The organism is Nocardia cyriacigeorgica (assembly GCF_010858045.1).
GTDB lineage: Bacteria > Actinomycetota > Actinomycetes > Mycobacteriales > Mycobacteriaceae > Nocardia > Nocardia cyriacigeorgica_E.
Genome location: NZ_JAAGVC010000015.1, coordinates 11,724 through 38,208, shown reverse-complemented (window position 1 = coordinate 38,208; position 26,485 = coordinate 11,724). Strand labels below are relative to the sequence as shown.

The 26,485-nt window shown below is 68.7% G+C and carries 26 protein-coding genes; 14 read left to right on the top strand and 12 right to left on the bottom strand.

The genetic code is table 11. The features are described from left to right. The first annotated feature begins 16 nt into the window (after positions 1–16). Both GV790_RS15590 and GV790_RS15585 read left to right on the top strand, forming a co-directional pair. Positions 17–598 carry a QsdR family transcriptional regulator gene (locus GV790_RS15590; protein ID WP_163814083.1) on the top strand — a complete coding sequence of 194 codons (582 nt, stop codon included), beginning with the start codon at positions 17–19 and terminating at the stop codon, positions 596–598. Between the two features lie 88 nt (positions 599–686). After that, the gene (locus GV790_RS15585) at positions 687–1,490 is read left to right on the top strand and encodes an HAD family hydrolase (RefSeq protein ID WP_163814082.1); all 804 of its coding nucleotides are present in this window, start codon (positions 687–689) and stop codon (positions 1,488–1,490) included. A gap of 66 nt (positions 1,491–1,556) precedes the next feature. Here the strand turns inward: GV790_RS15585 and GV790_RS15580 are convergent, their stop codons facing one another. Beyond that, positions 1,557–1,976 (bottom strand): VOC family protein, encoded by a 420-nt coding sequence (locus GV790_RS15580; RefSeq protein WP_163814081.1) that lies wholly within the window; start codon positions 1,974–1,976, stop codon positions 1,557–1,559. A gap of 89 nt (positions 1,977–2,065) precedes the next feature. Here GV790_RS15580 and GV790_RS15575 point away from each other — a divergent pair, with 89 nt between their 5' ends. Further along, a complete protein-coding gene (locus GV790_RS15575; protein ID WP_163814080.1) occupies positions 2,066–3,031 on the top strand; it encodes a helix-turn-helix transcriptional regulator in 966 nt (321 codons plus the stop codon). Positions 3,032–3,099: 68 nt separating this feature from the next. On the opposite strand, the gene GV790_RS15570 is transcribed toward GV790_RS15575, so the two are convergent. The 6 genes from GV790_RS15570 to GV790_RS31880 all read right to left on the bottom strand — a co-directional run bounded on the left by GV790_RS15570 (position 3,100) and on the right by GV790_RS31880 (position 8,961). Further along, positions 3,100–3,957: a sirohydrochlorin chelatase gene (locus tag GV790_RS15570; protein WP_163814079.1), complete on the bottom strand. Its 858-nt coding sequence runs from the start codon at positions 3,955–3,957 to the stop codon at positions 3,100–3,102. Positions 3,958–3,959: 2 nt separating this feature from the next. Beyond that, positions 3,960–5,255 (bottom strand): sulfate adenylyltransferase subunit 1, encoded by a 1,296-nt coding sequence (locus tag GV790_RS15565; RefSeq protein ID WP_163814078.1) that lies wholly within the window; start codon positions 5,253–5,255, stop codon positions 3,960–3,962. A gap of 1 nt (position 5,256) precedes the next feature. Beyond that, positions 5,257–6,204 (bottom strand): sulfate adenylyltransferase subunit CysD, encoded by a 948-nt coding sequence (cysD, locus tag GV790_RS15560; RefSeq protein WP_171048372.1) that lies wholly within the window; start codon positions 6,202–6,204, stop codon positions 5,257–5,259. Then, positions 6,183–6,902: a phosphoadenylyl-sulfate reductase gene (locus GV790_RS15555; RefSeq protein WP_163814077.1), complete on the bottom strand. Its 720-nt coding sequence runs from the start codon at positions 6,900–6,902 to the stop codon at positions 6,183–6,185. The genes cysD and GV790_RS15555 overlap by 22 nt, the downstream gene beginning before the upstream one ends. Positions 6,903–6,933: 31 nt before the next feature. After that, a complete protein-coding gene (locus GV790_RS15550) occupies positions 6,934–8,715 on the bottom strand; it encodes a nitrite/sulfite reductase (RefSeq protein WP_163814076.1) in 1,782 nt (593 codons plus the stop codon). A gap of 153 nt (positions 8,716–8,868) precedes the next feature. Continuing rightward, on the bottom strand, positions 8,869–8,961 hold the full coding sequence (locus GV790_RS31880; protein WP_369008998.1) for an Ms4527A family Cys-rich leader peptide: 93 nt from the start codon (positions 8,959–8,961) through the stop codon (positions 8,869–8,871). A 211-nt stretch (positions 8,962–9,172) separates the two neighbouring features. Between GV790_RS31880 and GV790_RS15545 the strand changes: the two genes are divergently transcribed. Beyond that, on the top strand, positions 9,173–9,601 hold the full coding sequence (locus GV790_RS15545) for an SgcJ/EcaC family oxidoreductase (protein ID WP_163814075.1): 429 nt from the start codon (positions 9,173–9,175) through the stop codon (positions 9,599–9,601). Between the two features lie 27 nt (positions 9,602–9,628). On the opposite strand, the gene GV790_RS15540 is transcribed toward GV790_RS15545, so the two are convergent. From GV790_RS15540 to hrcA, 3 genes are all read right to left on the bottom strand, one after another. Next, positions 9,629–10,378, bottom strand: coding sequence for a 16S rRNA (uracil(1498)-N(3))-methyltransferase (locus GV790_RS15540; protein ID WP_163814074.1), 750 nt, complete (start codon positions 10,376–10,378; stop codon positions 9,629–9,631). Next, entirely contained in the window at positions 10,379–11,530 is a 1,152-nt protein-coding gene (dnaJ, locus tag GV790_RS15535; protein WP_036534748.1) for a molecular chaperone DnaJ, read from the bottom strand. 174 nt (positions 11,531–11,704) lie between these two features. After that, complete coding sequence (gene hrcA, locus GV790_RS15530) at positions 11,705–12,736, bottom strand: heat-inducible transcriptional repressor HrcA (RefSeq protein ID WP_163814073.1); 1,032 nt, start codon at positions 12,734–12,736, stop codon at positions 11,705–11,707. A 253-nt stretch (positions 12,737–12,989) separates the two neighbouring features. On the opposite strand from hrcA, the gene GV790_RS15525 reads away from it, so the two are divergent. Then, entirely contained in the window at positions 12,990–13,463 is a 474-nt protein-coding gene (locus tag GV790_RS15525) for a YbaB/EbfC family nucleoid-associated protein (protein WP_163814072.1), read from the top strand. Between the two features lie 121 nt (positions 13,464–13,584). On the opposite strand, the gene GV790_RS15520 is transcribed toward GV790_RS15525, so the two are convergent. Then, the gene (locus GV790_RS15520) at positions 13,585–14,550 is read right to left on the bottom strand and encodes an NADP-dependent oxidoreductase (protein WP_163814071.1); all 966 of its coding nucleotides are present in this window, start codon (positions 14,548–14,550) and stop codon (positions 13,585–13,587) included. A 70-nt stretch (positions 14,551–14,620) separates the two neighbouring features. Between GV790_RS15520 and GV790_RS15515 the strand changes: the two genes are divergently transcribed. Beyond that, positions 14,621–15,598 carry a GlxA family transcriptional regulator gene (locus tag GV790_RS15515; protein ID WP_163814132.1) on the top strand — a complete coding sequence of 326 codons (978 nt, stop codon included), beginning with the start codon at positions 14,621–14,623 and terminating at the stop codon, positions 15,596–15,598. 232 nt (positions 15,599–15,830) lie between these two features. On the opposite strand, the gene hemW is transcribed toward GV790_RS15515, so the two are convergent. After that, a complete protein-coding gene (gene hemW, locus GV790_RS15510) occupies positions 15,831–16,991 on the bottom strand; it encodes a radical SAM family heme chaperone HemW (protein WP_309139004.1) in 1,161 nt (386 codons plus the stop codon). 582 nt (positions 16,992–17,573) lie between these two features. Between hemW and GV790_RS15505 the strand changes: the two genes are divergently transcribed. The 8 genes from GV790_RS15505 to GV790_RS15470 all read left to right on the top strand — a co-directional run bounded on the left by GV790_RS15505 (position 17,574) and on the right by GV790_RS15470 (position 26,367). Continuing rightward, positions 17,574–18,662 carry a PhoH family protein gene (locus tag GV790_RS15505; protein ID WP_163814131.1) on the top strand — a complete coding sequence of 363 codons (1,089 nt, stop codon included), beginning with the start codon at positions 17,574–17,576 and terminating at the stop codon, positions 18,660–18,662. A 65-nt stretch (positions 18,663–18,727) separates the two neighbouring features. After that, positions 18,728–19,276: an rRNA maturation RNase YbeY gene (gene ybeY / locus GV790_RS15500; protein ID WP_163814069.1), complete on the top strand. Its 549-nt coding sequence runs from the start codon at positions 18,728–18,730 to the stop codon at positions 19,274–19,276. Beyond that, a complete protein-coding gene (locus GV790_RS15495; protein ID WP_163814068.1) occupies positions 19,273–20,607 on the top strand; it encodes a hemolysin family protein in 1,335 nt (444 codons plus the stop codon). The genes ybeY and GV790_RS15495 overlap by 4 nt, the downstream gene beginning before the upstream one ends. After that, a complete protein-coding gene (locus GV790_RS15490; RefSeq protein WP_163814067.1) occupies positions 20,600–20,950 on the top strand; it encodes a cytidine deaminase in 351 nt (116 codons plus the stop codon). Before GV790_RS15495 ends, GV790_RS15490 begins: the two co-directional genes overlap by 8 nt. Next, positions 20,943–21,866, top strand: coding sequence for a GTPase Era (gene era, locus GV790_RS15485; protein ID WP_138451435.1), 924 nt, complete (start codon positions 20,943–20,945; stop codon positions 21,864–21,866). Before GV790_RS15490 ends, era begins: the two co-directional genes overlap by 8 nt. A 142-nt stretch (positions 21,867–22,008) precedes the next feature. After that, on the top strand, positions 22,009–23,526 hold the full coding sequence (locus GV790_RS15480) for a serine/threonine-protein kinase (protein ID WP_280210888.1): 1,518 nt from the start codon (positions 22,009–22,011) through the stop codon (positions 23,524–23,526). A gap of 13 nt (positions 23,527–23,539) precedes the next feature. Further along, positions 23,540–24,799 carry a DUF7373 family lipoprotein gene (locus GV790_RS15475; protein ID WP_163814066.1) on the top strand — a complete coding sequence of 420 codons (1,260 nt, stop codon included), beginning with the start codon at positions 23,540–23,542 and terminating at the stop codon, positions 24,797–24,799. After that, complete coding sequence (locus tag GV790_RS15470) at positions 24,796–26,367, top strand: serine/threonine-protein kinase (protein WP_163814065.1); 1,572 nt, start codon at positions 24,796–24,798, stop codon at positions 26,365–26,367. The genes GV790_RS15475 and GV790_RS15470 overlap by 4 nt, the downstream gene beginning before the upstream one ends. Positions 26,368–26,485 lie beyond the last annotated feature (118 nt).

Genomic DNA, 26,485 nt, shown 5'->3' with positions numbered 1-26,485 from the left:
ATGAGGAGATGGACGGGTGATCGCTACTTCCGAAGGGCGTCGTGCGATCGATGCCGCCACGAAGCTGTATCTGGCGGGCGAACCGCTGGACATGTCGGTGCTGGCCCGCACCCTCGGGATCGGCCGGGCGACGCTGTACCGGCATGTCGGCAATCGCGACGAGCTGATCGCGACGGTGCTGGCCGAGGCCACCGAGCGCACCTACCGCAAGGCGATTGCGGCCGGCTCCGGCACCGGGGCCGAACTCATCCTCGATGTGCTGGAACGGCTGATGCGGGCAGTGTCCGGGTCGGAACCACTGCTCGCGCTGACCCGCCGGGAACCGCAGGTGTTCATCCGGCTGGCGCTGCTGCCCGGCGTCATCGAATCCACCTCGGCCCGGTTGATCGCGGAGATGCTCGACGAACAGCAGCAGCTGGGGCATCTGCGGTTGCGCATGTCGAGCCGGGTGCTGGCCGATGCCATCGTCCGCATCTGCGATGTGCACCTCTACGCGCCGTTGCTGGGTGGGGACGTGCCGCAGATCGACACCGCTCTCGACATCGTCGCCCTGCTCCTCGGGTACGAACGTCTGCCCGGCGAAGGGTCTGCCGACTGAAGGGGCCGATTGTGCTGCCGGGTCACGAGATTCGGTACTGCCGTGCGATTCGGATGTCAAATGCGTACTCGGACGGCACAATAGGTAGGTGGAAGCCAATGGGGGAGCGCCGGAACTGATCGCGCTGGATGTGGACGGCACGCTCATGCCCACCGGCGAGCCGATCAGCGAACGGGTCGTCGCCGCGGTTCGGGCGGCCGTCGACGCGGGCGCGCACGTCGTCATCAGCACCGGCCGCACCGTGCTCAAGACCCGGCCGGTACTGGCCGAACTCGGCCTGACCGAGGGCCACGCCCTGTGCTCCAACGGCGCCGTGCATGTCGACGTCGCTGCCGGCGATCCGGTGGCCGTGCACGCCTTCGATCCCCGGCCCGCGGTCCGGGCGCTGCGCGATCTGTTCCCCGAGATGATCCTGGCCGTGGAACGGGTCGGAATCGGCACCTGGGCCACCGGATTCAGCCCCGGCGAATACGACGTCGGCGGCGAATACCTGGTCGTCGACGAGCACACCCTGTGCAGCGAACCGACCCCGCGGCTCAACGGCTGGTGGCCGGAAGGCTCCACCGAGGAGCTGCGCCGGCTGTTGACCTTCCTGCGCGTGCCCGACGCCGGCTGGGTGTACGGCGAATACGGCCCCTGGCTGACGGTCTCGCGGCTCGGGGTGTCCAAAGGCTGGGCGCTGGAACGGCTGCGCACCGCACTCGGCGTGCCCGCCTGCGCCACGCTGGCCATCGGCGATGGCTACAACGATCGGGAAATGCTGAGCTGGGCAGCGCATTCGGTGGCCATGGCCAACGGACCCGCCGAAATCCGGGATATGGCCGATGAAGTCACCGCCGACGTCACCGCCCACGGTGTGGCGAAGATTCTCGAACGCTGGTTCCGTCCCTAGACCGCTGCGGCCCGGCCCGCACCCATCAGGAGCGCGAGCCGGCGCCGCGTAGGGAGACCCCCGGCGTCAGGCCGGCGCCGTCGCCGGCCCGGTCTCGGCCAGCACCTCGAGGTAGTGCGGGTTGGACATGATGCCGAGCACATTGCCGAAGGGGTCGACCACCGACGCGGTGATGAACCCGCTGCCGTCGCCGTGCTCGGTGATCGGGTCGTAGACGGTGGCGCCGAGGTCGAGCAGCCGGTCGAAAGCGGCCTGTAGGTCGTCGACGTGCCAGTGCAAGATCGCGCCGCCGGGGGCCTGCTTGCCGCCGGGCGCGTAGGCCCCGGCGATGAGGCCGAACTCCTGCTGGTAATCGCCGATCCGGAACTCGTAGTAGCCGCCGGGAACGTGGAAATACGGTGGGATGCCGAACACCTCGGTGTACCAGTCCTTCGCGGCCTCCAGATCGTCGGCGTAGAAATTCACCGTCGCCATGCCTCGCAACATCGTCTTCTCCTTCGGTTCGGTGTCGATGAATCCATCCTCGCGGTCAAAGTGCGCACCAAATGAGCACTTTTAGCCGCAGAATGAGATTCATGCGAGCCGATCGACTGGTGGCGACCCTGCTGCTGATGCAGAGCCGGGGGCGGGTCACCGCCGCCGAGATCGCCACCGAACTCGAGGTATCGGTGGCCACCGCCCGCCGGGATCTCGAAGCTCTGTCCGCGGCCGGTATCCCGGTGTATCCGCAACCGGGGCGTGGTGGCGGATGGCAATTGATCGGAGGGGCGCGTACCGACCTGAGCGGGCTGACCGCAGGGGAGGCCCGAGCCTTGTTCCTGCTCGCGGGACCGTCGGCGGGGGCGCAGCCCGAGGCGAAGGCCGCGCTGCGCAAGCTCGTGCGTGCCCTGCCGCAGACCTTCCGTGGCGAGGCCGAAGCCGCCGCCGACGCCGTCGTCATCGACCCCTCGCGCTGGGGCGCCACCGAACGGACGTTGCCCGCCGAGGTCCGCACGTTGCAGCGGGCGGTGGTGCAGCGCAGCAAGGTCCGCCTGGCTTACCGCACCCGCACCGGTGAACAGTTCGAGCGCTCGGTCGATCCGCTGGGTCTCGTCGACAAGGACGGCATCTGGTACCTCGTCGCGGGCACCGAACGCGGCAGGCGCACCTTCCGGGTCGACCGGATCGGCGCGATGGTGGTGACCGCGGAGCCGGCCGAGCGGCCGGCGGACTTCGACCTGGCCGAGGCCTGGGAAGAGGTGGTCGAGGAGGTGGAGCGGCAGCGTTCGACCGTCGCCGCGACCGTGCTCATCAGCGAGCGGCTGCTCCCGATCCTGCAGGACCAGCAGGGGCGGCACTGCGTGGTCGACGGCCCGATCGAGGACGGGCGCGTTCGGGCCAGGGTCACCGCCCCGACGGCGTGGATGGTCGCTCAGCAGCTGGCCGGATGGGGCGATTCGATCGAGGTGATCGGGCCTGCGGACGTCCGTGCCGAGCTGGCCCGGATCGGCGCGCAACTGGTCGGCCGCTACGCCGGGGGCGGTGCCGGCGCCCTGCCGTGAGAGCTACTCGAGGCGGCTATCCGTGCCACCACCGAAGAGCCGTTCTGCCGCACGAACTGCCGGGCGGTTCAGGCTGTGCGCAGAACGGACGCATCGGCCGCCGCGTGGTAGCGGTCGAGCACGATGTCGATCAGCGCCGAATGTGGTCCGAGGACCTGCGCGTGCACAAGGTCGGGCGCCTGCTTCATCAGTCGATCGGTGAGCAGGCCCGGTGCGAGGAACCACGGAGCCACAAGTAGGCGTTCCGCGCCGCGTGCACGCAACCGGGCCGCCGCCTCGGTGACCGAGGGCCCGGTGGTGGCGAAGCAGATCTCGGTCGACCAGCCGGTCATCGCCGCCAGCGATCGAGCGACCTCGGCGGTTCGGACATTCGCCGCGGCCGAGGACGAACCCACGGCGGCGACGGCGATGCCGAGCCGGGAATCGGGCAGGGCGCCGGCGTGACTGGTGCCCTCGCCACTGCCGCGCGGGCCGCGCATGGCCACAGCGCTGGTCCGAGCTGCGCCGACAACCGCGTGATCCGCGGCGATGACCCGGTCCCGCAAGGCCGAGACGAGCCGTGCGTCGGCTCCGAGGACGTCGGCCTGGATCAGCTCGAGCCGCGGATGCCGTGCGGCCGCGACCGCGAGCAACCCGGGCAGATCCACCCGGGCGTGAAAGGCGTTGCCGAGCAACAACGGCACGATGATCGCGCGCGTATGTCCCTGCGCCGCCACGGCATCGATCACCTGATCCACCGACGGTGCGTTGAGATCCAGAAAGGCAAGTCGCACATCCAGATCCGGGCGGGCTGCCGCGATCTGCTCGGTGACCGCCGTCATGGTGGCGGCCGAGCGCGGGTCGCGGCTACCGTGCGCGACCGCGATCAGTGCGGGCGCTCGGAAGCCCGCACCGTGCCCGATCCTCGCGTGGGTAGCCGCAGCCATCGTCAGGCCCCGGTTCCGACCTCGACCGCGGTGAGCGCGTCGCCCACCAGCCCCGCGGCCAGGGTGTTGCCGCCGGCCGGATCGATCAGCAGGAAGCTGCCGGTGTGCCGGTTGACCCGGTAGTCGTCGGCCGCGATCGGCTCGGCGACCCGCACGGAAATGCGCCCGATGTCGTTGAGCTCCAGCGATTCCGGGCTCGGCGCAGCCGACAGCCGCTGCTCGTCGAAGCGTTCGATCAGCTCACCGACGATCGCCTGGGTGGTTTTGGTGCCGTGCTTGAGCAGCAGCCGGGCGCCGGGGCGCAGCGGCTTGTCACCCAGCCAGCAGACGGTGGCGTCGAAGGTATCGATCGGCTCCGGCGCGTCGGCGGGGGAGGCGATGAGATCGCCGCGCGAGATATCCACCTCGTCGGCCAGGATCAGCGTGACGCTGCGACCGGGCTGCGCGACGGCCAGTTCACCGTCGGGGGTGTCGATGCGTTCGACGCTGGTGCGGATGCCGGAGGGCAGCACCACCACCTCGTCGCCGGGCGCGACCGAACCGGCCGCGATCTGGCCCGCGTAGCCGCGGTAATCGGGGTACTCGGCGGTGCGCGGCCGGATGACGTACTGCACCGGGAACCGCAGGCCCAGCGAATGCGTGCCCGAGCTGTCGGCGTCGACCGGCACCGATTCCAGGTGCTCGATCAGCGAGGGCCCGTCGTAGTACGGGGTGTTGTCCGACCGAGTGGCGATATTGTCGCCGTGCAACGCCGAGACCGGGATCTCCTGCACGTCCTCGCTCGACCAGCCGAGCGTGCTGGTGAGCTTGTTGAACTCGGCGGAGATCTCGGCGAAGACCGTTGCCGCGTCGTCGACCAGGTCGATCTTGTTCACCGCGAGCACCAGCTTCGGCACACCGAGCAGCGCGAGCACCGCGGCGTGGCGGCGGGTCTGCTCGATGACGCCCTTACGCGCGTCCACCAGCAGGATCACCAGCTGCGCGGTCGACGCACCGGACACGGTGTTGCGGGTGTACTGCACGTGGCCGGGGGTGTCGGCCAGCACGAACGAACGCTTCGGCGTCGCGAAGTACCGGTAGGCGACGTCGATGGTGATGCCCTGTTCGCGCTCGGCGCGCAGACCGTCCACCAGCAGCGAGAGGTCCGGCGTTGACAGACCCTTGTCCACCGACGCGCGAGTGACGGCGTCGATCTGGTCGGCCAGCACGGATTTGGTGTCGTAGAGCAGACGTCCGACCAGGGTGGACTTACCGTCGTCGACAGAACCGGCGGTGGCGAGCCTCAATAGGTCGGACATGTCAGAAATATCCCTCTCGCTTGCGGTCTTCCATGGCGGCCTCGGAGACGCGGTCGTCACCGCGAGTAGCCCCACGTTCGGTGAGTCGTGATGCGGCGACCTCGGCGAGGATCGCCTCGTTGTCGGCGGCGTCGGACAGGATGGCGCCGGTGGTGGAGCCGTCGCCGACGGTGCGGTAGCGCACCGAGCGGGTCTCGAGCACCTCACCCTCGGCCGGGCCGCCCCACACGCCCGGCGTCATCCACATGCCGTCGCGCTGGTAGACCGGGCGCTCGTGGGCGTAGTAGATGCTGGCCAGGTCGACGTTCTCGCGGGCGATGTAGCGCCAGATGTCGAGCTCGGTCCAGTTGCTCAGCGGGAACACCCGCACGTGCTCACCCGGTGCGTGGCGGCCGTTGTAGAGGTTCCACAGTTCCGGGCGCTGCCGCTTCGGGTCCCACTGGCCGAAGGCATTGCGCAGCGAGAAGATCCGCTCCTTGGCGCGCGAGCGTTCCTCGTCGCGGCGGCCGCCGCCGAAGACGGCGTCGAAACGGTTCTCGCTGATCGCGTCCAGCAGCGGAACGGTCTGCAGCGGGTTGCGGATGCCGTCGGGACGCTCGGTGAGCCTGCCGTCGGCCAGGTAGTCCTCCACCTTCGCCACATGCAGGCGCAGGCCGTAGCGCTCGACCACCTTGTCGCGGAACTCCAGCACCTCGGGCAGATTGTGCCCGGTGTCCACGTGCAGCAGCGCGAACGGCAGCGGCGCGGGCCAGAAGGCCTTGAGCGCCAGATGCAGCAGGACCGTGGAGTCCTTACCGCCGGAGAACAGGATGACCGGACGCTCGAATTCGCCCGCCACCTCGCGGAAGATATGGATGGATTCCGATTCCAGCGCCGCGAGGGTGTCGAAATCGGTGAGGCCGAGGGAACGTTCGCTGATTGTTTCGGTCATGAGCTGTGCAACCCGCATTCGGTCTTGGCGAGGCCGGCCCAACGGCCGCTTCGCGGATCGGATCCCGGCTCCGGCTTCCGCGTGCACGGAGCGCAGCCGATGGACGGATATCCCTCTTCCACCAGAGGATTGACGAGGATCGAGTGCTTTTCGATGTAGTCCTGCATCTCGTCGTCGGACCACGGCGCGATCGGGTTGATCTTCACCAGGCCGAACGCCTCGTCGAAGGAGATGAGCGGGGCGTTGGCCCTGGTCGGCGCCTCCACCCGGCGGATGCCGGTCACCCAGGCGTTGTAGCCGGCCAGCGACTTCTTCAGCGGCACCACCTTGCGCAACCGGCAGCATTCGCCCGGGTCGCGCGCGAACAGGTCCTTGCCGAGCAGCTGATCCTGTTCGGTGACCGAATGCTCGGGGCGCACGTTGATCACGTTCACCCCGTACACCGCCTCCACCGCGTCACGGGTGCCGATGGTCTCGGCGAAGTGGTACCCGGTGTCGAGGAACAGCACGTCCACGCCGGAACGCACCTGCGCGGCCAGATGGACCAGCACACCGTCCTGCATGTTCGAGGCCACGATGTAGCCGGTGCCGAAGGTCTCCTCGGTCCAGCGCAGCAGGTCGAGCGCCGAAGCGTCCTGGCCGAGCTCGGCGGCACCGCGTTCGGCGATGGCGCGCAGCTCGTCCTCGGACAGCTTGTTCGCGAGTTGTGTTGTCACTGTTGATCTCCCGTCACCTGATCAGGCGTGCTCATCGCAGGTCGGCCTCGTCGGCGCGCACGGCCCACTGTGCGAAACGCTCGCCCGCGTCGCGGTTCTTGACGAAATTGCGCACCACACGCTCGATGTAGTCGCCGAGTTCGGCGCTGGTCACCTTGTGCTGGCGCAGTTTCCGGCCGAAACCGCTGTCGAGCCCGAGGCTGCCACCCAGATGAACCTGGTAGCCCTCGACCTGATTCCCCTCGCCGTCGTCGACCAGCTGGCCCTTGAAGCCGATATCGGCGATCTGGGACCGGCCGCAGGAGTTGGGGCAGCCGTTGATGTTGATGGTGATCGGCACGTCGAGTTCGGCGTTGATGTCGGCCATCCGCTGCTCCAGCTCGGGAGCGAGCACCTGGGAGCGCTTACGGGTCTCGACGAACGACAGCTTGCAGAACTCGATGCCGCTGCACGCCAGCAGGTTCTTGCGCCAGATCGACGGACGCGCCTGCAGCCCGAGCGGTTCCAGCTCGGCGATCAGTTCCTCGACCTTGTCGTCGGCGACGTCGAGGATGATCAGCTTCTGGTACGGGGTGAAGCGGATACGGTCGGAGCCGATGCGCTCGGCGGCCTCGGCCACCTTGGTGAGGATCGTGCCGGACACGCGACCGGCGATGGGGGAGAAGCCGACGGCATTGAGTCCGTTACGCAGCCGCTGTACGCCCACATGATCGATGGGCTTGTCCGGCTGGGCGGGCGCAGGTCCGTCGATCAGCTTGCGCTTCAGGTATTCGTCCTCGAGCACCTGACGGAATTTCTCGATGCCCCAGTCCTTGATCAGGAACTTCAGCCGGGCCTTGGTGCGCAGGCGGCGGTAGCCGTAATCGCGGAACACCGCGACGACCGCCTCCCACACCTCGGGCACCTCGTCCAGCGGGACCCACGCGCCGACGCGCTGGGCCAGCATCGGGTTGGTCGACAGACCGCCGCCGACCCACAGATCCAGGCCGGGCCCGTGCTCGGGATGTTCGACGCCGACGAAGGCGACGTCGTTGATCTCGTGCACCACGTCCTGCTGGCCGGAGATCGCAGTCTTGAACTTGCGCGGAAGGTTGGAGTACTCCTTCTTCCCGATGTAGCGGCGCACGATCTCCTCGATCGCCGGTGTCGGGTCGATGATCTCGTCCAACGATTCACCCGCCAACGGCGAGCCGAGGATCACGCGCGGGCAGTCGCCACAGGCCTCGGTGGTGTGCAGGCCCACCTGCTCGAGCCGCCGCCAGATCTCCGGGACGTTCTCCACCTCGATCCAGTGGTACTGGACGTTCTCGCGGTCGGAGAGATCGGCGGTGTCGCGGGCGAACTCGGTGGAGATCTCACCGATGGTGCGCACCTGCGCGGCATTGAGCGCGCCGCCGTCGCAGCGCACCCGCATCATGAAGTACTTGGCCTCGAGCAGGTCGATGTTCTCGTCACCGGTGTAGGTGCCGTCGTAGCCCTGCTCGCGCTGGGTGTAGAGGCCCCACCAGCGGAACCGGCCGCGCAGATCACCCTTGTCGATGCCGTCGAAGCCGGTCTTGGAGTAGATGTTCTCGATACGTGCCCGCACATTGAGCGGGTTGTCGTCCTTCTTGGACTGTTCGTTGGGGTTCAGCGGCTCGCGGTACCCGAGCGCCCACTGACCCTCGGCGCGCCGCTTCACCGGCTTACCGGTGCGGGCGCGCGGGGCGGCCGCCGCGTCGGCGCGCGGGCGATCCGGGCGGACCCGGCGCTCACGAGCGGGCGTGGCGGTTTCGGGCTGATCGGCGGGGCCGGCGTCGGTGCTCGACGTCATGGGGGCTGCTCCTGCTGGGTGTGTCGTACGTCCGTGCTGAAGGCGTGAGATGGGCTGTGCTCACGCCCGCGGTGTCAGCGGGCCGAAGTCCTCGATATCGGAATGGCCGGGAGAATGGGGATGGCCGGGGGTCCGGGAACGGGCGCAGCTGAGCTACCGGGAAGAACCGGGCAGACAACAGGCGCTGCAGACGCGCTTGAAGTCGACGTGGCGACGTGCCACCAGTCGTACTCCGATTTCGCGCATGGGCTTCATTGTGCCATGTCAGAACCTACGTTCCGACCGTCCTGCCAGTATTTTCCGCTCACAAGGGGGAAATTCCCTGGATCCGGGGGTCAATTGTGACCGCTCTCATAGTTCCGATCCGGGCCGGATGGGGGAAGTGTCCGATGTCGGCTGTGACTCGGCCCACAACGGTATTGACCTCGACCTTGCTCGAGGTCGCAGGCTCATCGGCATGAGCATCGAGACAACGCAGACCCACTACCGCCCTGCCGATACCGACACCGAACTCGCCGCGATCCGCGCCGTGGTCGACACCGTCGCCCACGCACAGGCGAACGAACTCGTCGACGAATTCGTCGGCCTGTTCCGCGAGGACGCCATCTGGACCACCGGCCACGGCAAGCGCCTGTTCGGGCGCGCGGCGATCGCCGAGTTCACCGCGCAAGTGCTGCCCGGCTCCACCGCGCACGGCTCCGCGAGCTACGAGGTGGAGCACATCATGTTCATCCGACCGGATGTGGCGGCGGTCAAGATCCGGCAGCGCTACTTCACCCTCGATGGCGAACTCGATAGCGAGGGCAGCCCGATGTACGTGATGAGCAAGGAGGACGGGCGCTGGATGCTCACCGCGAACCAGAACACGTCGGTCGTCGCCGAGTGATCGGGACGTAGCCGCGTGGGCGGCCGGTCATGACCGACTCCACCGCGCCGTCAAGGCCCCCAGTGCTCCGAGGGCGACAGCGGCTGCGGTGGAGGTCCGCAATACAGTCGGCCCCAGCAGCACCACCTCGGCGCCGGCCTCGGCCAATGCCGACAACTCCGCATCGTCGAGTCCACCTTCCGGCCCGACGATCAACATGATCGCGGGCGCGTCGCTCAGCGGTAGCGCGGTGAACCGGGACTCGCCGGACTCGTGCAGAGCCGCCACCACGGCGCCGTCCGCCTTGGCCGCGCGCACCGTCGTCAGCAGATCGACGGTCCGGTGCAGGCCGGTGACCTCGGGAATATAGGGCCGCCGGGACTGCCGGGCCGCCGATTTGGCGGCGGCCCGCCATTTGCCGATGCCCTTGTCCGCCTTGGCCTCCCAGTTGGCGACGCAGCGGGCGGCCTGCCACGGCACGATGACGTCCGCGCCGGCCTCGGTCATCAGCTCGACGGCCAATTCGGACCGGTCGGATTTCGGCAGCGCCTGCACCACGGTGACCGGCGGCCGCGCCGGTGCCGCGACCGTGGTGGACCGGACCGCGAGCTCGAGTCGATCGCGCTGTGCGGCAACGACTTCGGATTCGGCGAGCAAACCACGTCCGTCGGACAGGGTGATCTGCTCACCCACCCGGATGCGGCGCACCGTGGCGGCATGCCTGCCCTCGGGTCCGTCGAGCACGGCGATACCCCCTGGTGCGGGGATCTCGTCGAGATAGAAGACGGTCGCGGCCACTCAGCGTCCGCTGAAGGAGGCGCGCAGCCGGGCGAACAGGCCGCTGTTGTGCTCGGATTGCGCCGACATCACCTCGGCCCGCTCCCGGTCGCGCATGCCCTTGTACTTGCGCAGCAGATCGGTCTGCTTGCTGTCCAGCTTGGTCGGGATGACGATGTCGAGATGGGCGAGCAGGTCACCGCGCGCGCCCGACCGCAGCCGCGGCATACCGTGCCCGCGCAGTACCGACACCTCGCCGGGCTGGGTGCCCGGGGCGATGGTGAGCTCGGTGGGCCCGTCGAGGATGGTGTCGATGACGACCGTCGTGCCGAGGGCCGCGTCGACCATCGGGACCCGCACCGTGCAGTGCAGATCGTCACCGTCGCGGACGAACACATCGTGCGGTTGCTCGACGACCTCGACGTACAGATCGCCCGCATGACCACCACCGGGACCGACCTCACCCTGGGCCGCCAACCGCACCCGCATGCCGTTCGCGACGCCGGCCGGGATCGGCGCGGCGATCTCCCGGCGGGCGCGCACCCGGCCGTCACCGCCGCATTTGTGGCACGGATCGGGGATGGTCTCACCGGCGCCGCGGCAGGTGGGGCAGGGCCGGGAGGTCATCACCTGGCCGAGGAACGAACGCTGCACCGACTGGACTTCACCGGCGCCGCCACAGGTCTCACAGCGCACCGGCTTGGAATTGCCGTTGGTGCCCGCACCGTGGCAGCTGTCGCAGAGGATGGCGGTGTCGACGGTCAGGTGCTTGGTGACGCCGACAGCGCATTCGGCGAGGCTGAGCCGGGTGCGCACCAGCGAATCGGCGCCGGGCTGCACCCGCCCGCGCGGCTTACGAGCACCGCCCGTACCGCTCATGCCGCCGAAGAAGGCCTCGAACACATCGCCGAGGCCGCCGAACCCGGCGCCGGTGAAGCCGGCACCGCCGCCGCCCGACTCGAGCGGATCGCCGCCCATGTCGACGATGCGCCGCTTCTCCGGATCGGTCAGCACCTCGTAGGCCGCCGAGACCTCTTTGAAGCGTGCCTGGGCCGCCTCGTCGGGGTTGACGTCGGGATGCAGTTCGCGAGCCAGCTTGCGGTATGCGCGTTTGAGCTCCTGGTCGGTCGCGTTCTTCGCGACGCCGAGCAGTCCGTAGTAGTCCCGTGCCACTTGAGTTCTCTAGTCCTTGATCGCTGTCCACAGTTCCGACTGCGTACCGCCGGAGGCTGTTGGGCTCGTCCCTGGCCCGTACTGCTCCAACCGCACAGCATTAGTCGGGTTCACTCAACTTTATCCGGCCGGAGATTCGAGCGTATCAGCGGAGGCGAGGACCGGGCTCGGTCGTCAGCGTTCGGCCAGGACCTCACCGATGTACTTGGCCACCGCGGCCACCGAAGCGATCGTGCCCGGGTAGTCCATCTGGGTGGGGCCGAGCACACCCATACCGCCCAGGACCGCGCCGGACGCACCGTAACCGGTGGATACCACCGAGGTTCCGCGCATCTGCTCGACCTGGGTCTCCTCGCCGATGCGCACTGTCACCGTGCCGGGCTGCTGCGCGGCCGCGAGCAGTTTGAGCACCACCACCTGCTCCTCGAGTGCCTCCAGCACCGCGCGCAGCGAGCCGGGGAATCCGAAGTCGGCGGCATTGCGGGTGAGGTTGGCGGTACCGCCGAGCACCAGCCGTTCCTCCGGGTGTTCCACCAAGGTCTCGACCAGCACCGTCGCGACCCGCACCAGCACGTCACGCAGCCGCGGCGGCGCCTGCTCGGGCAGCTGCGCGACCGCGGCGGAGGCGTTGGCGAGCCGCTTGCCGTCCATGGCGCCACCGAGCATGCCGCGCAAGGCGGCCAGATCTTCGTCGTCGACGAGTGCGCCGAGTTCCACGATGCGCTGATCGACGCGACCGGTGTCGGTGATCACCACCAGCAGCAGCCGCGCCGGGTTGAGCGCGACGACCTCGATATGGCGCACCGTCGACGCCGACACCGTCGGGTACTGGACGACGGCGACCTGACGGGTCAGCTGGGCCAGCAGACGCACGCCGCGGCGCAGCACATCGTCCAGGTCGACGCCGGACTCCAGGAACTCCAGGATGGCGCGGCGCTCGGCGGCCGAGAGCGGCTTCACATCGGCGATCCGGTCCACGAACTGCCGGTAGCCCTTGTCGGTGGGCACCCGCCCGGAACTGGTGTGCGGCTGGGTGATGTAGCCCTCGGCCTCCAGCACGGCCATATCGTTGCGCACGGTGGCGCTGGACACGCCCAGGTTGTGCCGTTCGACAAGGGTTTTCGAGCCGATCGGCTCCTTGGTCGCGACGTAATCGGCAACGATCGCCCGCAGGACCTCGAACCGTCTGTCCTCGGTGCTCGACATCGGCCCCACCTCCTCGCTCGCGTGGGCACGCAGTCGCGGCCTTTCAGCGCGCCACCATACTGGGCCCGGCCGGCTTCCGCCGGACCTCACCCATCCATTTTAGTGGCCGCCCGCGCGTTGTCCCTGCTGCACATCGGCGCGGCGCTCGTCCGGTGCGGCCAGTGCGTCCCGCGCGCCCGTCGACGCCCCGTCCGGGTGGTAACTTCCTGGGCGGCTTCGAATCCATGACGACACGGAACGAGGGGGGATCCGGATGTTCGACGACGCTGCCCGGGCTGCCGGCGATCTCGACCGGTGGGCGCAGAATCTCGAGCGCAAGGCGCAGCAGTACCAGGCGCTGCACGGCCGGATGGCGGCGATGTCGGTCACCGAGACCTCGCCGGGCGGGCGCGTCACCGTGACCGTCGACGGTAACGGCCTGCCGACCGATATCCGTTTCTCCGACGGCATCCGCGGCCTCGGCCCCGCCGCACTGTCGGCCGAGCTGATGTCCTGCCTGCACCAGGCCCAGGCCAAGCTGCGCCGCGACGTCACCGCGACCGTGCAGGAAGTGGTCGGCGAGGATGAAGCCGGGGCACGCATCATCGAGCAGTACACGCAGCGGTTCGCCGACGAGGAGACCGAACCCGAGCCGCCCGCGCCGTCGGGACCGCCGGGGGAACTCCGTGGCCCGGACTCCGATGATCCGGACGATCAGTTCTACCGCGGCCGGTCCTGGTTGGTGTGAGGATGACGGGTTCCGGCGCGTTTCCGCGCCCGTTCGAATGCCCGGGGAGCCTCGATCGGTGGATCGGGTGCACCGATCACCGAGGCCGCAGACGCCGCGCACCGACGAGCGCCCGTGGCGATCAGTCCACGGTGAGGACAAGTTTGCCGACCGTGCGGCCCGTCTCACCGAGGGTGTGAGCTTTTGCAGCATCGGTCAGCGGGAAGGTACCGGCGATCGTAGGGCGAAGCGCTCCGGATTCGGCCAGGTCTCGGATGGCGTTCATGCCTTCGTGATCGGCCTCGACGAGCATGGAGACAGCTCGGACACCCAGTTTTTCGGCCTCCGCGTACAGCTTCTCGTTGCTGCCGGCGCGAATCGAGACCACGATGCCGCCCGGGCGAAGCGTGCGCAGCGAGCGGATGGCGTGGTCGGCGCCGATCGGGTCGAGAACCATATCGATATCGCGGACGGTTTCGGCGAAATCGGTTGTGCGGTAGTCGAGCACGTCGTCGGCACCGATGCCGCGCAGGAAATCGTGGTTGGCGGCGCTGGCGGTGCCGATCACGTGTGCGCCGCGGGCCTTGGCGATCTGGACGGCGAAGTGACCGACGCCGCCGGAGGCGGCATGAATCAGAACACGGTGCCCCGCTTGTACATCAGCTGTGTCGACCAGGGCTTGGTAGGCGGTCAGAGCGGCCAGCGGGACGGCGGCAGATCGGATGTGGTCGAGGGTTGTCGGTTTGCGGGCGAAGGCCCGGGCCGGCCCGGTGACGTACTCGGCGGCGGCGCCGTGGCCGTGAGGGTAGGGAAGCATGCCGAAGACCTCGTCACCCGGCTTGAACACGGTGACACCGAATCCGATGGCAACCACCTCGCCGGAGACGTCCCAGCCGAGTGTGAAGGGCGGGTCCGGGAGGAACAGCCCCTTGATCGCGCGGTGTTTCCAATCCGTCGGATTGAGTGCCGTGGCACGTACCCGCACCAGGATCTCGCTCGGACCCGGCTGCGGCACGGGCATCTCCACCTCATGCAGTACTTCGGGTCCTCCGAGCACATCCTGCCGAATGGCCCGCATAGTGGTGGGGATGCTGATGTCATCGCTCATGGCTGTCAGCTTGCCGCCGATCGCCCGGCCGCAAAATGGCAGAATTGCCATCATTCGATACGATCATGCCATGCGGTCCGAGTCGAAGCAGCGACACCGAGTTGTCGTTCTGGTGCTCGATGGCGCCTATCCCTTCGAGCTGGGCATCCCGAACCGGGTCTTCGGGACCGCGGATGGGCGATACGACGTGATCACCTGCTCACTCGACGGGCAGCCGGTTCGCAGCAACTCCGATTTCGACATCGCGGTCGCACATGGCGCAGATATGTTGAAAACCGCTGATACCGTGGTGATTCCACCGTGTGACGTTGCTCCGATCCTCGACAGCGGGCTGCCGGACGCTACCTCGGACGCGCTGGCACTGATCCGCCCGAGAGCTCGCCTGGTCTCCATCTGTACGGGCGCATTCGTGGTCGCAGCGGCTGGACTCCTCGACAACCGTCCCGCGACCACTCACTGGAACTATGCCGACCGCTTTCGCAGGGCGTTTCCGAAGGTGCAGCTCGATCCGAATGTTCTCTACGTCGACGACGGGGACATCCTCACGTCGGCGGGCGCGACTGCCGGCGTCGACCTGTGCCTGCACCTGATCCGCAATGACCATGGCAGTGAGGTCGCCAATATGGTCGCGCGCCGTTGCGTGGTCCCGCCATGGCGTGAGGGCGGGCAGGCGCAGTTCATCGAAAGGCCGGTGCCTCCGGTCGCGATGGCGGGCACCGTTGCCGCCCGCCAATGGGCGCTGGAAAATCTGCACCACCCGATCACTATGTCGGACTTGGCCGAACGTGCTCACATGAGTGGCCGGACCTTCGCCCGCCGATTCCAGGAGGAGGTGGGGATGAGTCCTGGCCGCTGGCTCACGCAACAACGGATTTTCCGCGCCCGTGAACTCCTCGAAACCACGCAGCTTTCCGTGGATCGCATCGCCGGCGAGGTGGGCTTCGCGACAGGAGCATCCCTGCGCCGACACCTGCACGACGCCATCGGCGTCTCCCCGCTGGCTTACCGCCGAACCTTCCGTACTGCCACCTCGACCACCCCGGCATGAGGTGTCGGTCCCCGTTGGTACTCGGTTCCGACCAGCCGAGTTGGGCAGGCGCACGGCTGTCGACCATGGGTCGGAGATCAGACGAGGATTTGTGATCAGCGTCGATTCCGGCCGTACGCGGCTCCGGCCGTAGCGAGGTTACGTGGCGGGCTGGAACCTGGTGCGCACCGGCGAGCACCGGGGTTCTGGTTCGCCTGTCCGATTCGGCTCGCGACCAGCGGAGCAACCGGATTCACCCGAGGAGATCTCGCACCACACCATCGGCCAGGAGCCGGCCCTGATCGGTGAGCACCAGACGATCGCCGTGCCGTTCGGCCCGCCCGTCGGCGAGAATCCGTTCGGCCGCGGCGATTCCGGTCTCGTTCAGATCCTCCATCGGCAGTCCGGTGCGCAACCGTGTCACGAGCATGATCCGCTCGAGGTAGCGCTCATCGTCGGTGAGCGATTCCCAGCCCGCCGCGGGCAGTCCGCCGTCAGCCACCCGATCGGCGTACCGCGCCGGATGTTTGACGTTCCACCAGCGCACTCCGCCGAGATGACTGTGCGCACCGGGGCCAGCGCCAAGCCAGTCACCGCCGTCCCAATAGCCGAGGTTGTGGCGGCAGCGGGCGGCGTCCGAGGACGCCCAGTTGGAGACCTCGTACCAGGTGAGCCCGGCGCCGCGCAGGCGGGCGTCGATGCGTTCGTAGCGGGCGGCGAGGACGTCGTCGTCGGGTGCGGGTAGTTCGCCGCGGCGGACGCGCCGGGCCAGGGCAGTGCCGTCCTCGACGATGAGTGAGTACGCCGAGACGTGGTCGACGCCGGCCTCGAGCACCGCGTCCAGGCTGGCGTCCAGGTCGCTGTCGCGTTCGCCGGGGGTGCCGTAGATCAGGTCGAGGTTGACGTGCTCGAATCCGGCCGCGCGGGCTTCCTTCGCGGCGGCGACTGCCCGGCCGGGCGTGTGGGTGCGGTCCAGGACGGCCAGCACGTGCTCGGCGGCCGACTGCATGCCGAGCGATACCCGGGTGTACCCGGCGGAGCGGATCTGTTCGAAGAACGCCGGCGAGGTCGACTCCGGGTTCGATTCGGTGGTGACCTCCGCGTCGGCGGCCAGCGCGAACTCGGCTCGGATCGCGTCGAGCACCTCGGCGAGGCCGCTGCCGCCGAGCAGCGAGGGCGTGCCGCCGCCGACGAACACCGTCGATACTTCCGGCGTCGCGCTCGGCAGTGCCGCGAACTGCCGGGCCGCCGTGGCCAGCTCGCCGCGCAGCGCCGTCATCCAGGACTGCGGCGAGGACGAACTGCCCAGCTCACCGGCGGTATAGGTATTGAAGTCGCAATACCCGCAGCGGGTCGCGCAGAACGGTACGTGCACGTAGATGCCGAACGGTCCGCCGCCGAAATCGCGCAGCACCGGGGTGGCGGCATCGGTGTGCTTGGCGGTGGCGGCGGGCGAACTCACTGCTCCAGTGTGCCCGTCCCGGTCCGTGCCATCGCACGGGACCTGGGTGTTTACCGCCACTTACCCACCTATCGGGCCCGGTGGGGAATCAGTGCGGGCGGTCAGGGTGAGGCCGCGCCGCCCGATCGTGCGCTGCGCTCGTGCAGGCCGTCCTGCGCTGCCGACGCTGGGCTGCTTATGCGGCTGAGCCGGCCCGCGCCGGCGATCTCGGCTTCCGGCGGTTCCGCGATGTGGACGGGTCCCGCGGTGCGCCGCCGGTCCTGGCGATGCCCGTGCGACCCCTGCCCGACCGCGGGGAGCATCCCCATAGCTGCTGGTAGGCCGCCTGAGGGTAGCCGGGCCCCGCTTAATCGGTGGGCGGGTGTCGGTGCCGCGCGTTAAACTTTGGTCATCCACAGCGCATCATCTCCACCGCGCCGGAGCAGCGCCGATGCCGCCGAACGGGCGGTAATCGGCACGGGTGTGGGGCGGGTGATGCGGCGGCTCCGAGACCGGAAAGCAGGCTAAGGCCACTACGTGAGAACCCAAGGTGAGATCGGCGACCCGGCGACCCCCGCGGCCGGCAATGGTGCAGACGTCAGCAGCACGGGTCCCGCGGCACGCACCGTACGTTCCAGCATCGAACTCGCACCGGAGTCCGTTTTCCCATTCCTCGGATCGGCCGACCAGAACCTGCGCGAACTCGAAGACCTGCTCGACGCCGACATCCACGTGCGCGGCAATTCCGTCACCCTCACCGGTAAGGCCGCCGATGTGGCGCTGGCCGAGCGCGTCGTCGAACAGCTCGTCGCGCTGACCGGCCGCAACCGCGTGGTCACCCCCGAGGCCGTGCGTCACACCGTGTCCATGCTCACCGAGGGCACCGCCGAATCGCCCGCCGAGGTGCTCAGCCTCGACATCCTGTCCCGGCGCGGCAAGACCATCCGCCCCAAAACGCTCAACCAGAAGCGCTACGTCGACGCCATCGACGCCAACACCATCGTGTTCGGTATCGGCCCGGCAGGCACCGGCAAGACCTACCTCGCCATGGCCAAGGCCGTGCAGGCGTTGCAGTCCAAGCAGGTCAACCGCATCATCCTCACCCGCCCGGCGGTCGAGGCGGGTGAACGCCTCGGCTTCCTGCCCGGCACCCTCAACGAGAAGATCGACCCGTACCTGCGCCCGCTCTACGACGCCCTGCACGACATGATGGACCCCGAAGCCATCCCGAAGCTGATGGCGGCCGGAGTCATCGAGGTCGCGCCGCTGGCATACATGCGTGGTCGCACGCTGAACGATTCGTTCATCATCTTGGACGAGGCGCAGAACACCACGGCCGAGCAGATGAAGATGTTCCTGACCAGGCTCGGATTCGGTTCGAAGATCGTGGTCACCGGTGACGTCACCCAGGTCGATCTGCCCAACGGCTCACGTTCCGGGCTGCGGGCGGCCAGTGAGATCCTCACCGAGATCGAGGACATCCACTTCGCCGAGCTCACCAGCAGCGACGTCGTCCGGCACCGCCTGGTCTCCGACATCGTCGACGCCTACGACCGGTTCGAAGCCGAAACCCGCCCGGTCGGTCCGCACATGCCGGGCAACCGGGCCCAGCGCCGGGCCGCCAACCGCACCGGACGCCGCTGAACGTCTCGCGCACCTCGCGGGGTTGCGGTCGGACGGTGACCGGCCGCACCCATTAGGCTGACCTGGTGAGTATCGAGATCGCCAACGAGTCGGGCATGGACGTGCCCGAGGAAGATCTGGTCGGTGTCGCACGGTTCGTGATCGCGCGAATGGATGTGCACCCGGCCGCGGAGCTGTCCATGGTGCTCGTCGATCTCGACACCATGGCCGACCTGCACATGCGCTGGATGGATCTGCCCGGTCCGACCGACGTGATGTCGTTCCCGATGGACGAGCTCGAGCCGGGTGGGCGGCCCGACAGTCCCGAACCCGGCCCCTCCATGCTCGGCGATATCGTGCTGTGCCCCGAGTTCGCGCTCGGTCAGGCACGCAAGGCCGGGCATTCCCTCGATCATGAACTCGCGCTGCTCACCGTGCACGGTGTGCTGCATCTGCTCGGCTACGACCACGCCGAGCCGGAGGAGGAGAAGGAGATGTTCGCGTTGCAGGCCCGGCTGCTCGAGGAGTGGTACGAAAGCCTGCGCGAGGCCGCGCGCCGCGCCGAACTCGCCGAACGCGATGCCCGCCTGCTGGGGAAAGCGGGCTTCACGACGCCGGGTGATGCTCAGGCGTGAACGCGCTGACTCTGATCGTCCTGGCGGTCCTGCTGGTTCCCGTCGGTGGTGTGTTCGCTGCCGTCGATTCCGCGCTGAACACGATTTCCCCTGCACGCCTCGACGATATGGTGCGCGCCGAACGGGCGGGTGCCGCGCGGTTGAGCCGCATCGTCGACGACCGGCCGCGCTATGTGAATCTCATGGTGCTGCTGCGCATCCTGTGCGAGATCACCGCGACGGTGCTGCTCGCGGCCGCGCTGGCCACGATGCTGTCCGACGCGATGGCACTGCTGCTGACGGCGGTCATCATGGTGCTGGTCGATTACGTGGTGATCGGGGTCGGGCCGCGCACCCTCGGCCGCCAGCACGCCTATTCGATCGCGCTGGCCGCCGCCTTGCCGTTGCAGTTCATCGGCGCGCTGCTCGGGCCGGTCAGCAGGCTGCTGATCCTCATCGGTAATGCGATCACCCCGGGTAAAGGTTTCCGCAACGGCCCGTTCGCCTCGGAAATCGAACTGCGCGAGGTGGTCGATATGGCGCGTGAGCGCGGTGTCGTCGCCGATGACGAGCGCCGGATGATCCAGTCGGTATTCGAGCTCGGCGACACCGCCGCCAGGGCGGTGATGGTGCCACGCACCGAGATGGTGTGGATCGAGCAGGACAAGACCGCGGCGCAGGCCACCTCTCTCGCGGTGCGCAGTGGGCACTCCCGGATCCCGGTGATCGGCGCCAACGTCGACGACATTCTCGGCGTCGTCTACCTGAAAGATCTTGTGCAGTACGGCGATCGCGGCCGCAGCGTGCAGGTGCGCGAGGTGATGCGGCCCGCGGTCTTCATGCCCGATTCCAAACCGCTGGACGCCCTGCTGGACGAGATGCAGCGCCGCCGCAACCATATGGCGCTGCTGGTCGACGAGTACGGCGGTATCGCCGGGCTGGTCACCATCGAGGACGTACTCGAGGAGATCGTCGGCGAAATCGCCGACGAGTACGACACCGACGAGACCCCGCCCATCGAGAAGCTCGACGACGACCGCTACCGGGTATCGGCACGGTTGTCGATCGAGGACCTCGGCGAACTGTACGGTCTCGAGATCGACGAAGAGGATGTCGACACCGTCGGCGGGCTGCTCGCTCATGAGCTCGGCCGGGTCCCGCTGCCCGGTTCCGAGATCACCGCCCACGGTCTGCAATTGCGTGGCGAAGGCGGACCCGATACCCGCGGCCGGGTGCGCGTGCACACGGTGGTGGTCAGCCGGGCGGTCGACGGCGAGACGGCATCGAACGGTAACGGCGCGGCCGGGGTGATCCCGGGCGGCCGAGACGAACAGGAGACACCGAATGACTGAACTGGATGCCGAGGACAACAAGCTGCTGGTGCTGGCGCGTGGCGCCATGGCACGCACCGAGGGCTCCAGCGGCGCCGCCGTCCGCGACAGCGAGGGGCGCACCTACGCCGCGGGCGAGGTGGGTCTGGACGCGTTGCGGCTCACCGCATTGCAGGCCGCGGTCGCCGCCGCGCTCTCCAGCGGCGCGGAGGGTTTTGAAGCGGCCGTGGTGGTCGGCGGCAAGTTCTCCGATCCGGGGGTGACCGCGGTGCGCGAGGTGTCGGCGCAGGCGCGGATCGTGTTCACCGATCGGGCGGGCGCGGTGTTCGATATCGCCGAGGGTTTCGAGGTGCAGGGTGGCTGACCGATCCGGTTCCGGCAAGGACGAATTCCGTTCCGGGTTCGTCTGTTTCGTCGGCAGGCCGAACACCGGTAAATCGACGCTGACCAATGCGCTGGTCGGCGCCAAGATCGCGATCACCTCCTCGCGCCCGCAGACCACCCGCCACACTATTCGCGGGATCGTGCACCGTGAGCACACCCAGCTGATCCTGGTCGATACGCCAGGGCTGCATCGTCCGCGTACCCTGCTCGGCCAGCGGCTCAACGATCTGGTGCGCGACACCTACTCCGAGGTCGACGTGATCGCGCTGTGCATCCCGGCCGACGAGAAGATCGGCCCCGGTGACCGCTGGATCGTGCAGCAGGTCAAGCAGATGGCGCCGAAGACGACGGTGCTCGGCGTGGTCACCAAGATCGACAAGGTGAGCCGCGATCAGGTCGCCGCGCAGCTGCTCGCGGTGTCGCAGCTGCTGGGACCCGATGCCGATGTGGTGCCGGTGTCGGCGGTCAAGGGCGAGCAGGTCGAGGTGCTGGTGGACGTCATCGCCTCGAAGATGCCGGAGGGTCCGGCGTTCTATCCGGACGGCGAGCTGACCGACGAGCCCGAGGAAACCCTGATGGCCGAGCTCATCCGCGAGGCGGCCCTCGAGGGTGTGCGCGATGAGCTGCCGCATTCGCTGGCCGTCGTGATCGAGGAGGTCCTGCCGTACGAGGGCCGTGAGGACATGCTGGACGTGCACGCGCTGCTGTACGTGGAGCGGCCGAGCCAGAAGGCGATCGTCATCGGCAAGGGTGGTGCCCGGCTCAAGGAGGTCGGCACCAATGCCCGCAAACAGATCGAACACATTCTCGGTACCCGCATCTACCTGAACCTGCACGTGAAGGTGGCCAAGGACTGGCAGCGCGATCCGAAGCAGCTGGGCAAGCTCGGTTTCTGAGCCGTCGCCGTCGGTGCGGGCTGCTATATTCCCGGGCGTGTTCGTTGTCGTCGACGGGGCTGGTCGCGGGCCTGCGCCCAGATGACGCACGCGGCGCCGGAAGGGTCCCGGCGTCGACGCGGGTGTGGGAGGACGGTGCCGGGTGGAGATCGCCGAAGGCATGGATGTCGCCGGTTACCGGATCGAGCGCCGCCTCGGTGCCGGCGGTATGGGGGCCGTCTATCTCGTCCGGCATCCGAGGCTGCCACGCAAGGACGCGCTGAAGCTACTCTCCGACAGCCATCACGACGACGCCGAATTCCGCGCGCGTTTCCTGCGCGAGGCCGACATCGCCGCCCGGCTACAGCATCCCAATCTGGTCGCGGTCCGCGATCGCGGTGAGTTCGACGGTCGGCTGTGGTTGACGATGCAGTACGTCGACGGCGTCGACGGCGCGCAGTTGATCCGGCGTGGTCCGGCGGCGTTGCCGCCGCAGCGCGCGGTGTACATCATCGGGGAGGCCGCGCGCGGTCTCGACGAGATCCACCGTGCGGGCTTGTTGCACCGGGATGTGAAGCCGGCCAACATACTCATCGCCGAGCAGCCGGGGGAGCCGGATCGCGTACTGGTCACCGATTTCGGTATCGCTCGCCCCGCCGACGATTCGACCACTCTCGGCGATCCGGGTGGGCTCACCGCGAGCCTGGCGTACGCTGCGCCCGAGCAGATCCGTGGCGAGGTGCTCGATCAGCGCGCGGACGTATACGCGCTGGGCTGCACGCTTTTTCACCTGTTGACGGGGAGGGTGCCGTTTCAACGTGACACTCCCGGCGCGGTCATGTTCGCCCATCTCAACGATCCGCCGCCGCGGCCGTCTCGAGTCGATACCCGGTTGCCCGCGGCATTCGACGAGGTGATCGCGACCGCGCTGGCCAAGGATCCGGCGCACCGGTATCCCAGCTGCGGTGCGCTGGCCGAGGCGGCGCACCGCGCACTGACCGACGCGGAGGCCGAAACCGTCCGGCTCACCGCGCCCACTGCCGCCGCGACCGGACCCGGTGGGGCAGGCTCGGCCCGCACGGCGGGCACGCGGGCGCTGTTGTGGGCGGGGGCAGCGGGGGTCGTCGTGCTCGCGGTCGTGCTCGCCATCGTCGCCTGGCCCGATCGGGTCGAATCCGCCGCGGCCGTGCGGCTGCCGACTCCCTCCGGTGCGGCGCCGCGGGTTTCGCCGGACTGGGCCGCGTATTCGTTCATGGTCGAACCGTTCGCCGAGCTGTTGCCCTATTCGCCGGATGGCTACGGCTACCGCGAACTCTCCGTCTGCCAGGCCATCGACGATAAGCGCGATCTGGTGCCGATGGATACCGCCTTGCCGCTGAGCGTGATTCGCTGCACCGGCGATCAGGACCCGGTCGCGATGATGTTCCTGCACTGCACCGCCGACCGCGGCCGGCTCGGGCCGCTGCCCTGGCCCGGGATGGAAGGCGAAGAGCACTGGAAACGGGAGTCCGGGTCGGGCTATCTGCGCTGGGGCAGCTACACCACGGTGCACGGCGAGAAGTTCGGCCGTCTCGAGGTGTTCTTCGACGCTCCCGACCGCAATTTCTGCGCCATCCAGGTCAACGGCGAGGTCGCGGCCGCCGAGTTGCGGGCTCGCTGGTGGTTCGATGCGCCGCTGTGACAGGGGATTACGAATGATGCTGCGCACCGCGATCTTCCGCACGCTTGGTGCTCTCGCCGTCATCGTGGCGACCGCGACGACCGGTTGTGCGGTAGCCGGACATCCACAGCCGGAACAGCCCGATCTCAGCGGGCTCGACGTCGGCACCCACGGCGTCGATATCCTGGCCGAGCCGGCCGAGGGCAGCGAGCGTTACGGCCGGGTGATCGAATCGGTGCGGATGGGCGAGGCCGTGATCGACCCGGCCGAGGTGGATCCCGACCTGAGTTACGCGCTCGGCACGGTGCGCGCCTCACCCCTGCCGACGCCGGTGAAGACCAACGGTCTGCTGGCCGCGCCTGCCCGCGCGGTGCTCCAGCGCTACGGCATGGTGGCCGGCTTCGTCGTCGGCGGGGCCGATCGCGACGTCAGCTCGATTCCGGTCGTCGGCTCCGGCCGCATGATGACGCTGCTGCTGCTGCGTCTACCGGACGCCGACGCGGCGCGGCAGGCCGCGCAGGAGATCGATGCGATCGACGCCGCGGTGAGCCCCGACAACGTCGGCGTGGACATCGACCGGCACCCGTCGGCCCACGCGCACTGGCGCCCCGCGGTGCCAACCCTTGCCGCCACCATGGCAGACGGGCCCTTCGTCATCAGCCTGCTCATCGGGCACACCTCGCCCGACCGTGACGCCATGGTCGCGCTGGTCGCCGACACCTTCGACGCACAGCTGGCGCGGCTGCGTGATTTTCAGCCGACACCGCGCGACGAGATCGCGCGTCTGCCACTGGACCGGGACGGCATGCTGGCGCGTATGGTGCCCGAAAAGCCCGGGCAGTGGCAGTATCCGGCGGCGATCTCGGTCAGCACGGTCGAGACCGCGGGCTGGAACAGTGCGGTCATCCCGAAGGGCGTGGTCTTCGGGCCGCGCGCCGCGTACCTTCGGATCGGGCGCGCCAGCGAGCACGGACCGGCCGGGGAGCCGCTGGAGTTGCTCGGCTTCAACGGCGGCAACGACTCGCTCGGCCGGTTCGCCGACGCGGCCACGGCCCGACGGGATTTCGACGCCTTCGCCGGCGAGGCCGAGATGCCGGGTTACGGCCCGATCGCCACGCCGGAGGGCATTCCCGATGTCCGCTGCGTGCAATACCTTTCGGCCGGACCGCAGTGGCCCCGCTACTCCTGCCGACTCCTCCACGGCCGCTACCAGGCCTTCCTCCGGGGGCGCACGGTCGAAAGCACCCACCAGCGGGTGGCCGCACAGTACGCCCTGCTGGTGCGCGCCGAATGAGCGGACGACTCACTCCCGGCGTCGTTTTCGCGGGATACCTCATCGAAGGTGTGCTCGGCAGCGGCGGGATGGGGACGGTCTACCTGGCCCGGCATCCACGGCTGCCGCGCCGGGAGGCGGTGAAAGTGCTCTCACCGCACCACAGCTCCGACGACGAGTTCCGCGCCAGGTTCGTGCGGGAGGCCGAGCTCGCTGCCCGCCTCGACCATCCCAACGTCATCGCCGTGCACGATCGCGGGGTGGCCGAGGATCTGCTGTGGATCGCGATGCAGTACGTCGACGGGACCGATGCGGCCGAACTCATCCGGCGGCACCCGGCCGGACTCGCCCCATCGCGCGTCGCGCGGATCGTGACGCAGGCGGCACGCGGACTGGATGCTGCCCATCGGGCCGGGATGCTGCACCGCGACGTCAAACCGGCGAACCTGCTCATCGAGGCCCGCCCCGGTGGCGACGAGCGGGTGTACGTCACCGATTTCGGCATCGCGAGGGCGGCCGGATCGGCGACGGCGCTCACCGAGTCCGGGGTGGTGGTGGCGACCTTGGCGTATGCCGCGCCGGAGCAACTCGCCGCGCGGCCGGTGGATCAGCGCGCCGACGTCTACGCGCTGGGCTGCACCCTGTTCGAACTGCTGACCGGCGCCAAACCGTTCCCCCGGCCGACCGCCGCCGCGGTGCTGCACGCCCACCTCCAGGATCCACCGCCGCGAGCAACGGTGGTGAATCCGGCCCTGCCCGCCGCTATCGACGCGGTGGTCGCGCGGGCGTTGGCGAAAGACCCCGGGCAGCGGTTCCCGACCTGCGGTGCGCTGGCGGCGGCGGTCTCGGCTGCTTTGCTCGAGCCGGGATCGAGGTCCACGGCAGGGGCTGTGGACGTATCGGGCGCTCCGCCTGCCCGGCCCGGCGCAACCCTGCCCGCCCAGCGACGACGGCGAATCGGCCGAGCCGGCATGGTCGCCGCGGCGCTGGGTTCGACGCTGGCCCTGGCCGTCATCGCGGGCACGATCTGGGCGGTCGGTTCGCAGGGTGATGAAACGTCCTCGGCCGCCGCGGTTTCCCCGTCCACGAACACGGTGCGCGCATCCGCCACGGCGGCGGCCGGCGGGGCAACGTGGGGTAGCCATGATTTCGTGGTGCGCAGCTTCCCGCAGTTGCTGCCGGCCACCCCTGACGCGCGGGGATATCAAGGACTGCGATGTAGCGCTGTCGACCAGGACATGCGGCCGGTGGATGTGGCCGCGCCGGTCGGTCGGCTGGCGCGGTTGAGCTGTAGCGGAAACGGCGCGCCCGTGCGCAGACTCACGGTGGATTGCCTGGGCAACCGCTCGCCGAATCCGGTGGCGCCGTTCTCGGACATGACCGTCACCGGCGATCAGCCGTGGAGTCGCGTTTCCGGCAGCGGCCGGGTGATCTGGGGTGATGTCGTCAGCGACGGCCGTACCGCGGGAACCTTGCTGATCGGGTTCGACCTAGCGGGCCCTGGCCGCGAGCACTGTCAGATATTGGTCCTCGGTGGGTCGAACGGACAAGAGCTGTACGACACCTGGTGGCCGTCGGTCCCGGTCTGAGCGCAGTCCTTGGCTGGGGCGCGGCGGCCCCGTCTGCCTGTCCCGAGAATTCGGGGCGGGTCGGATGTCGGTGCCGCGCGGTACAGTTCAGGTCCGCGCGCAGAGCGTGCGTGGCGCT